The sequence below is a fragment of the Synechococcus sp. H60.3 genome (genome assembly GCF_047462295.1).
In the GTDB taxonomy this organism is placed as follows: domain Bacteria; phylum Cyanobacteriota; class Cyanobacteriia; order Thermostichales; family Thermostichaceae; genus Thermostichus.
Genome location: NZ_JANSIY010000081.1, coordinates 1 through 11,626 on the forward strand (window position 1 = coordinate 1; position 11,626 = coordinate 11,626).

The 11,626-nt window shown below is 61.7% G+C and carries 7 protein-coding genes and 1 tRNA gene; 3 read left to right on the forward strand and 5 right to left on the reverse strand.

The annotated features are described in order from the left end of the window. The coding region (locus NW841_RS09195; protein ID WP_414386163.1) for a gas vesicle protein at positions 1 to 231 on the forward strand (231 nt) is incomplete at its 5' end. Between the two features lie 323 nt (positions 232 to 554). Continuing rightward, positions 555 to 989 carry an LptA/OstA family protein gene (locus tag NW841_RS09200; protein ID WP_414364343.1) on the forward strand — a complete coding sequence of 145 codons (435 nt, stop codon included), beginning with the start codon at positions 555 to 557 and terminating at the stop codon, positions 987 to 989. A gap of 63 nt (positions 990 to 1,052) precedes the next feature. Here the strand turns inward: NW841_RS09200 and NW841_RS09205 are convergent. From NW841_RS09205 to NW841_RS09225, 5 genes are all read right to left on the reverse strand, one after another. Then, positions 1,053 to 1,126 (reverse strand) — tRNA-Arg (locus NW841_RS09205). 17 nt (positions 1,127 to 1,143) lie between these two features. Next, positions 1,144 to 1,785: a ribonuclease HII gene (locus tag NW841_RS09210; protein ID WP_414371337.1), complete on the reverse strand. Its 642-nt coding sequence runs from the start codon at positions 1,783 to 1,785 to the stop codon at positions 1,144 to 1,146. An 82-nt stretch (positions 1,786 to 1,867) separates the two neighbouring features. Beyond that, a complete protein-coding gene (locus tag NW841_RS09215; protein ID WP_414364331.1) occupies positions 1,868 to 4,018 on the reverse strand; it encodes an Rne/Rng family ribonuclease in 2,151 nt (716 codons plus the stop codon). A 1,018-nt stretch (positions 4,019 to 5,036) separates the two neighbouring features. Next, on the reverse strand, positions 5,037 to 7,676 hold the full coding sequence (locus NW841_RS09220) for a TIGR03960 family B12-binding radical SAM protein (protein ID WP_414386164.1): 2,640 nt from the start codon (positions 7,674 to 7,676) through the stop codon (positions 5,037 to 5,039). A gap of 153 nt (positions 7,677 to 7,829) precedes the next feature. Further along, positions 7,830 to 9,053 (reverse strand): aminotransferase class V-fold PLP-dependent enzyme, encoded by a 1,224-nt coding sequence (locus tag NW841_RS09225; RefSeq protein ID WP_414386165.1) that lies wholly within the window; start codon positions 9,051 to 9,053, stop codon positions 7,830 to 7,832. A gap of 503 nt (positions 9,054 to 9,556) precedes the next feature. Between NW841_RS09225 and ftsH the strand changes: the two genes are divergently transcribed. Beyond that, on the forward strand, positions 9,557 to 11,455 hold the full coding sequence (gene ftsH, locus NW841_RS09230) for an ATP-dependent zinc metalloprotease FtsH (RefSeq protein WP_414364337.1): 1,899 nt from the start codon (positions 9,557 to 9,559) through the stop codon (positions 11,453 to 11,455). The last annotated feature ends 171 nt before the right edge of the window (positions 11,456 to 11,626 follow it).

Sequence of the window (11,626 nt, forward strand, 5' to 3'; positions counted from 1 at the left end):
ATCACCGTTTCGGTGGGCAATGTGGAGCTGCTCAATGTCCGCATTCGGCTGCTGATCTCTTCGGTGGACAAGGCCAAGGAGATTGGGATCAACTGGTGGGAATCGGATCCCTATCTCAGCAGCCAGGCGCGGGAGCTGCTGGAAACCAACCGCCAGTTGCTGCAGCGGGTCAGCGAGTTGGAAAAGCAACTGGCCCAAGCTTTGCCCAAGGGAGGCAATGGTAAGGAGTGAACAACTCCCGACACCCATCTTCGTTAAGTCAACACAACATGGCTGACGCCACGCTGCGCGCACCGATAGCGTACGGGCTTCCCGCTTCCCAGACTTGTTGGTACAGAGGTCTCAGCGTGCGGCCACCCTGCAACCCACGGCGGGAAACTCTCCAGAGATTTAACTTGTGCTCCCCACTTGTAGCACGAACGGCTTTCATCCCGACACTGATTGGCTCTTCACCCATACAGTGCGGGGCTTCGCGCCGATTAAGCTAACACACTGCCCCACCAGCGGGGCCAGGGATCCCAGGCTAGACTGGCAGGTGGGGTGGTTTGATTGAGGTGACGCGCATGGCGGTTGGGATCGACCTTGAGCAGAGAAACAGGTGCCAGCTAAGGGGGCTGGCCTGGGCGGTGGGGGTGGCGCTGCTGCTGGCGATCCCCAGCCTGGCCTGGGGGCAAAGCCCGCGTGCCATCAGCATTAGCGCCGATGTCCAGGAGGCCAATGCCAACACGGGGGTGTTTGTAGCCACCGGCAACGTCACCCTCAGCTTCCCTGCCGAGCGCCTCACGGCCCGCGCCCAGAGAGCAGTGTACTACAGCCAGGAGCAGCGAATCGAGCTGGAGGGCCAGGTTACCATCCGCCAAGGGGAAAATCAGTTGCAAGCAGAAAAGGTCATCTATCACATCGAAAAAGGCACCATCCAGGCCGTGCCAGCAGCAGGAGGCCAGGTGGAGTCCGTTTATGTGCTACCGGAACCAACTGCAAGCCCCTAGCTAAGGCTTAGATCCAGATCCTGCTGAGAGAAGTGCTCCTCCGCTGTCGGCTTCTGGAAGAAACGCCCACGAAAGGATTCGAACCTCCGACCCCTGGGACCGGAACCCAGTGCTCTAGTCCGCTGAGCTACGTGGGCAGTGCATAGCCCCTATCCTACCCTCCAATTTCGCCTGCCTGCAAGTCTCGCAGGGGAGCAAAGCTACGGCGGTGCTGGGGGCTCGGCCCCAAGCGCTGCAGCGCCAATCGGTGCTCCTGGGTGCCATAGCCGACGTTGGTGCGCCAGCCGTAGCCGGGGTACTGTTGATCCCAGCTCTGCATCAGGGTATCCCGCCAGACTTTGGCCACGATAGAAGCGGCGGCGATGGAGAGGCTGAGCTGATCCCCCTTGATCAGCGCCGTCTGCCGGGATCCCAGCTCTGCCAACGGCAACCCATCCAGCAGGATGTGCTCCACTTCCCCCACCTGCGCCAGCGCCCGTTGCATGGCCAGCAGCGTGGCCTGGCGAATGTTGAGCCGGTCGATCTCGGCAGCAGAGGCACTGCCAATGCCTACGGCCAGGGCTACTTGGGCAATCCGCTCCGCCCAGTAGGCACGCTGCGGCGGGCGCAGTTGTTTGCAGTCCTTCACCCCTGACAGCGCCTCCGGCTCCAGATGGGCCGGCAAAATCACCGCTGCTGCCACCACCGGCCCGGCCAGAGCCCCTCGCCCCACCTCATCCACCCCCGCCACGCGCTGCATCCCTCGTTGCCACAGGGATCCCTCCCACCTCAGGCTGGGTTGCGCTGCCTTGTCCATACCCCAAGCTCTGGAGTCAACGATACTCTAGACTGAGCCAACTGACCAACGGCGGGGTTTGCTCCCGGGCTCAACGGGCTGGCTAGCTGCTGCGGGAGCGCCGTCGTCTGGAGGCTGCCGGAGATTGCTGAGACGGGTCGATGACTACCTCCTGGGGCGTCACCGTTGCCGCCGGCTCCGCCATCGATGACAGAGGCGGAGTTTCCGACTCGGGGAGCTCTGGTGGGGGAAGAGTATTCACCGGCTCCTGCTCCGGCAAAGCGGCGGCTTCAGGGGGAAACCTCTCCGCCGTGCCGTTGCCAGAAGTTGCACCGGCCTCCGCCTCTTCCGGGCTGGCCATCTTTACAGTGCCCGGCAGGGCCACCATCACCACTGTGTCGCGGCCTGAGGGCGGTGGCTGATCCAGGAGCAACAGCGGCGACAGCCCTAACTCTGAGTAGACCCGCTGTTGCAAGGGGGTCATCTCCACAGTAATGGCTTGCCGGGCTGGACGGCTTTCTGGGAACTCCACCCCACCGGCGCGAGCGGATCGCCCAGAGGCGGACTGGTCTTTGCGGGAACCCTGCTCTTCCGCATCTTCTCCCCAGTCAGGACGCCGGGATTCTTTGCGCTTCTGCTCCGCTCCGCCCCCTGCCGGCGGCAAGAGATCTTCCCCCGGCGGCTCCAGGCTGCCCCCTTCTGCCCCAATGTCCCCGCTCCGGGAAACTGGGCGCTGGCCTACGCGGGGATCCACCCACTCGTCGCGGGGGCGTTTGCGCCCCACCTCAATCCGTGGTTCCTCCAGATCCGGTCGCTGTTCTGGGGTGGGACGGGAGCGGCGCAAGGAGACACGGCCTTCGGTTCGCGACACCCCATCGCTCCCCAGCCGCAGACGCGTCCGCTGCGAGTCGCCCTCCTGGAGCAGGCTTGGGCTGGAACCGTCCTCTTCGCCCTCCTCCCCCTCAGTAGGCAACGTTACCGGCAGGCCACTTTCGACCGTCAACAGCCGTCCTGGCTCAGCTCCTGGCAGGCGGGCCAGGATCCCTAGCCCCTCACAAGTAGGACAAGAGTGGCCGAAGATCTCGTAAAGACTTTGCCCCTGCCGTTTGCGGGTGAGCTCCACCAGCCCCAATTCCGACAACTGAACCACCTGAGGGCGGGCTTTGTCGTGGGCGAGGGCCTTGTTGAAGTGCTCCAAAACCAGCAACTGGTCGCGGCGGGAATCCATGTCGATGAAATCCACCACGATCACGCCGGCAATGTTGCGCAGCCTCAGTTGACGAGCAATCTCGGTGGCCGCCTCACAGTTTGTCCACAGCACTGTCTCGCGAGAGGTGGCCGATTGGGTGAAAGAGCCGGAGTTGACATCGATCACCGTCAGGGCTTCGGTGGGCTCGATGACGATGTAGCCACCGGAGGGGAGATCCACCCGCGGTCGCAGCGCCTGCCGGATGACTGCATTGACCCGGAAATACTCCAGGATGGGGGTGGGATCACGGTGGGCATCGACCACGACGCCGGGCGGCATCTGGCCCTTGTTCCAACCTTGCAGATAGCTGCGCACCCGCTTTGCGCCAGCAACAGAGTCGGTAACGATGCGGTTTACATCCTCCGAGTAAACGTCCCGCAGCACCCGCTGGATAAAATCGTCGTCTCGGCTGAGCAGCCCTGGCCCTCGTGCCGCCTGATACTGCTGTTGAATATCCTCCCAGAGCTTTTTCAATTGCTCCAGGTCTTCGATCATCGCCTCTTCAGATACCCCCTCGGCCTCGGTGCGCACCAACAGGCCCATCTGCGGGGGTTTGATCAAAATGGCCAGCGACTTCAGGCGATTGCGTTCTTCCCGATCCTCAATGCGGCGGGACAGATGAACCCCTTTGCCGTAGGGTCGCAGCACCAAGTACCGCCCTGGAAAGGCCAGATCGCCGGTGAGGCGTGGCCCTTTGTTGCCGGTGGGCTCCTTCATCACCTGCACCAGCACCTTCTGCTGGGGCAGAACCAGCTCGGAGATGGAGGCATGGTTGCGCTTAAGGCGCAGCGGGCCTAGGTCGCTGACGTGAATAAAGCCGTTGCGTTCGCCGGAGCCGATGTTGACAAAGGCAGCGTCGATGCTGGGCAGGACGTTCTCGATGATCCCGACGTAGACATCTCCCACCTGGTGGGTGCCACTAGCAACAATCAGCTCTTGCACTTGGTCTTCAGCGAAGACAGCAGCGACGCGATGTTGCTCGTCAATGACAATCTGCCTGGGCATTAACCTTCCTCCCCGCCCCCAGGGCCTGCGGTTGTGGATTGAACCCTCCTTGCGGCGAGGTGCTGTTCTTTTGTCGGGATCCGCTCAATTAGCCAAAATCGATTCATCATGGGGCTGTCCATTACCCTAAGCTCTACTTTGACGGAGGATGACCGATTTGCTGGGCTTCCACTCCACCATCGATGAGGTGAATCCAAGCTCATCGCATCCTTAGGATTGGGTGGGATTTGCATGGGGATTCATGGATAGGCTCGGGAGGCAAGATGACACCACTCCGCCTCAGGCACCCCAGAAGAAATTAGATGATGGTTTGTGGCAGAAGCCCAATTGTGCCAGCCTAGATCCACAGAAAGACAGAGTTTGCACGCAGAAAGAAACACCTTCTCAGGGGAAAATAGAATGCTAGAGACAGGCCAAAGGGGCACACCTCTCTGTACCACCTATCAACTGGGCCCTGTTGCGCCCGTTACCTGACCTGGGTACTGAGTTAGAATTGACACTCCCTCCGCCTGAAGGTGGGGGATTCTTACGTAGTCCACAGACGAACTCGTAAAGGCGTTGTCAAGCCGCCTCTAGACAGTTCCTTGGGGCAAAGTTCCAAGGTTCTGCTCACTTTTCTGTTCGCGTAGCGGGACAGAGTCCTTTCAGGTTGGCTGAGACGTTGGCATCCCCTAGGCGCTTGCCACCGCCCGGTTTTCTCACCGTGATTAGGTGCTCGCCTGGAAACAGTACGCCTCATCACTAAGTATACTAACTCTATAAGCACCATTGGCGAGCAACCAGAGTTGCCCATGGTCTCTTCGGCTCCACCTTAAAGTAAAAGTATGGGGCTGCCAAGTTATCTTTCTGTGTCTCCATTTCAGAAGATGCCTGCCCTGCCTTTGGCCAGGTTGTCCTGGTAAGCCCTGCAGCGGCAGAAGCCAGCAATAGAAATAGCGCCTGTCGGATCCCTCAGCCCAGACAGGGACGGGAAGCAGCCTTGGTCTCCTTTTTGTCCGGTTGATCCTGGGGCCGCTCCTCAGTTGGGATCGGAGGTGCCGTTGTCCCAGAGCAGTCGCAGCCGCTTGGCCATCTGTAGCGTCCAGCGGGGCAGGCCCAAGGCCTCGGCCATTTGCAGCAGTTGGGCGGGCCGCAGGTAAGCGCCGTCGTTGCGGCAACTGCCGCGGTAGAAGAGGCAGGCACTGCCGTCAGGGGCTAAGCCCTGGAACTCTAGGTAGTAAAGCAGGGGACGGGCATTGAAGAGGGAAGCTTTGCCCGCCTTGGAAGATTTCTCAATCCAAATTTCCCGCGCATCCAGGATCTGGGTAACCCAGGCAGGCCAATTGGCAGTAGGCGACTCGCAGCTAACAGTGAGCTGATACTCGGCGGCATAGACGGCTTCGGTGGCTGAGGGATCCCGCAGGCCAATCTCTTGAATGGCCTGGATGGAGATTTCGGGGGGCAGTTGCTCGGCAAGCAGGGCGCGCAGCTCCTCCGGGGCAAAGGGAGCCCCAGGGCGGGCCAGGAGTTCCAGATCGAGGATCTCCCCATAGCCTTCCTGGCCGATGGGCAGGGCGTTGGCGTTGGTCAGGCGGGGCATGGGGTGATAGCCGCCGCTAAAGGCCAAGGGCAAGCCGGCGCGCCGACAGGCCCGTTCCCACAGCCGCATCAGATCCAGGTGGCCCAGCCAGCGCAGATCCCCGGTTTTGCCGTAGGTGATGCGGAAGCGCTGGGCGGGCGGCTCTGGCTCGAGAGGATCCGGGGTGGGGGTGGGCCGGCTTTGCAGGGGCGGGACGGGCGGGGGCGGGATAACGATGTTGTGGCCAAAGCCGGGGCCGCAGATGCCGCAGGCGGAGCACTTCTCAAAGGAACAATCTTCCACCGTGATGGCTTCCAGGGCGCGGTGGTAGTCTTTCTGCAGCCATTTTTTGTCGATGCCGGTATCGATGTGATCCCAGGGCAAGGGATCCTCCAAACCCAGCTCGCGCATGGGGAGATGGGCGCAAAGGGCAACCGGGTCGGCGCTGGGATCCACGGCTTCGCCACCATAGGCCTTCACCCAGGCGGCATAGGCGGCGTCGATGTTTTCCCACCAGGCGTCCAGGCCGGCGCCGGCCCGCCAGGCCTGCTCGATCATGCGGCCCAGGGAGCGATCCCCCTTGCCGATAAAGTCCTCCAGGATGCTGAAGCGGATATCGGTGAAGTGGGCCTTGACCCTCCGCAGCCGTCGCAGTTCCTTTTGCAGCAGGCCCTGCTTGCGCTGCACGTCGGCGTAGTCTACCCGATGCCACTGGAAGGGCGTGTGGGGTTTGGGGACAAAGTTGGAGACCGTGAGGGTAAACTCCACCTTCTTGTGACCCAAGGCTGCACACTCTCGCTGCAGCATTTCGACAGTGCGGGCAATCCCAATGACATCGGCGTCGGTCTCGCCGGGCAGGCCAATCATGAAATAAAGCTTAATTTTGTCCCAGCCCTCCTGGACGGCGGTGCGGATGCCACGGATGAGGTCGGCATCGCTCAGGCCCTTGTTGATGATGTCCCGCAGCCGTTGCGTGCCCGCCTCTGGGGCAAAGGTCAGACCGGAGCGGCGGGATCCCTTCATGATGGCGGCAATTTGCCCATCGAAGCGATCCACCCGTTGGCTGGGCAGCGAGAGCGCAACCTGCTGGCCAAGGAGACGGTTGTGCAGCTCGGCCCCCACCGCCGGCAGGGAAAGGTAGTCGGAGCAACTGAGGGAGGAGAGGGAAAATTCGTTGTAGCCGGTTTTGCGCATGCCCTGCACCACCGCTTCCACTACTGCTTCCGGCTCCACATCGCGGGCTGGACGGGTGAGCATGCCCGGCTGGCAAAAGCGACAGCCGCGGGTACAGCCCCGCCGCACTTCCATCACCAGGCGGTCGTGCACCGTTGCCACCAGCGGCACTAGGCCAATGGAGTACTGCGGTTGGGGCAGCGCTACGCGGCGGCGAATACGCTCCGGCACGCCGGGCACGATGGGTCGGGGCGGGATCCCCTCGTAAAACTGGGGCACGTACACCCCCGGCACCTGAGCCAATTCCAAGAGCACTTCTCGGCGGGGCTTGTGCAGGGATCCGGCCAAGACCTGGCCGATCTCCGGCAGTACCTCTTCCCCATCCCCAAAGACGAAGAAGTCAAAAAAGTCGGCAAAGGGCTCTGGGTTGGAGGTGGCGGTCGGCCCACCGGCAAAGATCAGGGGACACTCTTGCGGGGTGAAGGCTTGCCGTTCCCACCATTTGAGCGGGATCCCGGCCAGATCCAGCATCTCTAAGATGTTGGTGCCCCCCAGCTCGTAGGCCAGGCTGAAGCCGATAATGTGGAAAGCGCGCAAGGGGCGGCGCGATTCTACGGCAAACAGCGGGATCCGCAACTGCCGCATCCGGGCCGCCAAATCCGGGCCTGGCAGATAGGTGCGGTCGCACAACTGATCCGGCTGGGCGTTGAGGATGTTGTAGAGAATGATGTGGCCCAGGTTGGAAGCCCCCACCTCGTACAGCTCTGGGTAACTCAGCACCCAACGCACCCGCGCCGAGTCCCAGGGGCGGTGGGCGGCGCCGAATTCTTTCCCCAAGTAGCGGGCTGGCCGCTGGATCTCAGGCGTGAGCAGGCGATCCAGATCGATGGGGCCTAGATGGGCTTGCGTGGCAGCCGGAGAGAGCATGGGGATCCGAGCAAGAAGTGAACGCAGCTACTGATCTGACTCTAGCCGAACTTTCCCGGCAGCCCAAACCCAGGGCGGATAGAACAGCAAAACTCTTTCTCAACCCCATCTCCCCTCTCCTTTTGGGAGAGGGGTTGGGGGTGAGGGCGCACATCACTTCGGCAACCGCTGCAAGGCCAGCGCCAACTGTTCGTACTCAGCCAAATGGTTGTAAACCTGGGCCGAGATGCGCACCCAAAGCTGGCCGGCAAAGGGAATGATGGGAACTTCGATGCGGTGCATCTGCCAGAGGTAGTCGTGCAGGCGGCGGGCCCGCTCCGCCAAGGGCAGCTCCGGGATCCACTGTTGCCAGAAGGGTGGCAAGGGCAGGGTCGCCATGAAGCCCAACATCTTCTCAGGGGCGGGTGGGATCCCTTCCAGTTTTTCCAAGAGCAACTGCCGCGCCTGCAGCAGCAGCGTGTGGTTGTACCGGCGCAGCCTCTCCACCCCCAGCTCCCGGATGAAGGCCAGGGCTGCCGAGATGGCCAGCCAAGCGCTGGGATCGCGGGTGCCCACCCAGTCGAACTCGGCTGTGAACCCTTGCCCATAGCCGTGGGAGATGGCCAGGGGATGGGTTTGGGCCTGGCGGTGGGGGGCTACCCACAGAAAGGCACAGCCTTTGGGGGCAAACAGCCACTTGTGGGCGTTGCCGGTGTACCAATCGGCTCCTAGGCTTTCCAACTCCAACGGGAGAACCCCCGGCGCATGGGCCCCGTCCACCAAGACCGGGATCCCGCGCTGCCGACAGAGGCCAATAAGCTCCGCCAAGGGGTAGATCAGGGCCGTGGGCGAGGTGAGGTGATCCAACACCGCCAGCCGAGTCTGGGGGGTGAGAATGGCTGCAAATGCTGCCAGAACCTGCTCCGGCCCCGCAATGGGGAAGGGGATCTGCGCTTCCGCCAGCACGGCCCCCCAGCGTTCACAGACATAGCGCAACGCCTGGCGGACAGCCCCGTAGCCATGGTTGGTACAGGCAATCTGATCCCCTGGCCGAAACGACAGCGAGCGCAACACCGTGTTGATGCCGCCAGTGGCATTTTCCACAAACACGAGATTTTCCGGTTCGGCCCCGACAAACTGGGCCAGCTCTGCCGCCGCCGCCCGCAAAGCCCGCGGCAGCTCTTCCCCCATAAACTGCACCGGCTGGGCCTCTAGGCGTTCTTGCCAAGCACTTTGGGCCTGCAACACCTTTTTCGGGGTCGCACCGAAAGAGCCGTGATTCAAAAAAATGGCCTGGGGATCCAGCCCCCACAACGAGCGGTCGCAAAGCGGTGCCTCGGCACTGGCAGCCGTTTCCAAGCAGCAGGGATCCGATCTGGCACTTGAGGAAAAAGACATGGCTGAGCCGCCTGGGTTACAAAAATCTGGGATCCGCGTCCAAGCAGCTTGCCCGGAAACTTAAAAGTGTCAAAGCTAGATGGACAGGGCTGCGGTCAGACCATCGGATTGGAGGAGAGTTCTTTAGCTTCATTGGCGGGAAGCCCCGCACTGTATGGGTGAATTGTGTTGACTCAAGAGCCAATCAGTGTCGGGATAAAAGCCGTTCATGTTACAAGTGAGGCGAACAAGTTAAATCTCTGGAGAGTTTCCCGCCGTGGGTCACACGGTAGCAGCACGCTGAGACCTCTGTACCAACAAGTCTGGGAAGCGGGAAGGCCGTACGCTATCGGTGCGCGCAGCGTGGCGTCAGCCATGTTGTGTTTGCTCAACGAAGATGAGTGTCGGGAGTCGTTCACTGCGGCTGCGAGCATTTTATCAAGGCTGCGGCAGGGTTGTATCTTGGGGGAGCGACAGGTTAAGTTTGTTGAAGGACTTTTAATAACCGGGTGTTCCTCTTCTCTATGAACAAGCCTCTATCCCCCCAGCGCTGGCTAATTGCCTTCGTGCTGGGCTTTTGTCTCTGGCAGGGATCCGGCCTGGTGCTGCAGCCACCACCTGCCTACGCCGCTCTGGCCTCTGCCCTCACCTACGACCGCTTCTTGCGCTACGTCGAGGAGGGGCGAGTTACCGATGTGCGCCTCCTCGATAACAACCTGGTAGCCGAAGTTACGGCTGTCGACCCCCAAACGCAGCGTTCTACCCGCTACCGGGTTAACCTGCTGCCCAACACTGTGCCGCAACTGGTGGACCGCCTCACCGAGCAGGGGATCGAGGTGGCCGTAGTGCCTACCCGCGATGGCAGCGCCTTCTGGGCGATCTTGGGCAACCTGGTCATCCCGGTGCTGCTGCTGGGGGGGTTGTTCTTGTTCCTGCGCCGCGCGGGCGGAGCAGCAGGCGGCCCTGGACAAGCGATGAACTTCGGCAAGTCGCGGGCCCGTTTCCAGATGGAAGCCAAAACCGGCGTCAAGTTCGACGATGTAGCCGGGATCGAGGAGGCCAAAGAAGAGCTGCAAGAGGTGGTTACCTTCCTGAAGAAGCCGGAGCGCTTCACTGCCGTAGGGGCCAAGATCCCCAAAGGCGTGCTGTTGGTGGGGCCGCCTGGGACGGGTAAGACCCTCCTGGCCAAAGCCATTGCCGGTGAGGCGGGAGTGCCCTTTTTCAGCCTCTCCGGCTCCGAGTTCGTGGAGATGTTCGTTGGCGTAGGAGCCTCGCGAGTGCGGGATCTCTTCAAGAAGGCCAAGGAGAATGCTCCCTGCATCGTCTTCATCGACGAGATCGACGCCGTGGGTCGGCAGCGGGGGGCTGGCATCGGCGGCGGCAACGATGAGCGCGAGCAAACCCTAAACCAGTTGCTGACGGAAATGGATGGGTTTGAAGGCAACTCGGGCGTAATTGTTATTGCTGCAACCAACCGCCCGGATGTGCTGGATGCGGCGCTCCTACGGCCAGGGCGCTTCGATCGCCAGATTACGGTGGATCGGCCCAGCTTCAAGGGGCGTTACGAGATCTTGCGCGTCCATGCCCGCAACAAGAAGCTGGCGGAGGAGGTCAGCCTGGAGGCCATTGCCCGCCGCACCCCTGGCTTTGCCGGCGCCGATCTGGCCAACCTGCTCAACGAGGCGGCCATCCTGGCGGCTCGGCGTCAGCACAAGGCCATCACCAACCAGGACATCGACGACGCCATCGATCGCATCACCATTGGCCTGACCAAGCCGCCGTTGTTGGACGGGAAGAGCAAGCGCCTGATCGCCTACCACGAGTGCGGCCACGCCCTGCTCATGACCCTCTTGCCCCACGCGGATCCCTTGAACAAGGTGACCATTATCCCCCGTTCCGGGGGTGCCGGCGGCTTTGCCCAGCAACTGCCCAACGAGGAGCAGATCGACTCCGGCATGTACAGCCGCGCCTGGCTCTTGGATCGGGTGGTGGTCGGTTTTGGTGGTCGGGCAGCTGAGGAGATTGTCTTCGGCTACTCGGAAGTGACGACGGGGGCTAGCAACGACCTGCAGCAAAACACCAACCTGGTGCGGCAGATGGTGACCCGCTTTGGGATGTCCGAGTTGGGGCCGCTGATGTGGGATCCGCCCAACAACGAAGTCTTTTTGGGCGGTGGCTGGATGAACCGCGTCGAGTACTCCGAAGATGTGGCCGCCAAGATCGACCGACAAGTGCGGCAAATCCTGGAGAGCTGCTACCAGAAAGCCAAGCAAATCTTGCTGGAGCACCGTGCTCTGCTGGATCGCCTGGCCGACACCTTGGTGGAACGGGAAACCCTAGATGGGGACGAGTTTCGGGCCATTGTGGCAGAATATGTGCCCATCCCGGAGAAGATCGGGTTGCCCAGCCCGAAGACTGCCTAGGGATCCCCTCCCATTGCTGGATTGATTAGCTTAGGAGGGTGGTTGTTGGGGTTGGCGCCCGGCAACTGTCCTCTCCTTTTGCGGCTGTCGTCAACTGTTGACACTCCCCCCGACTAAAGTCGGGGGATTCTTACACAGTCCACAGACGGACTCGCAAAGGCGCTGTCAAGA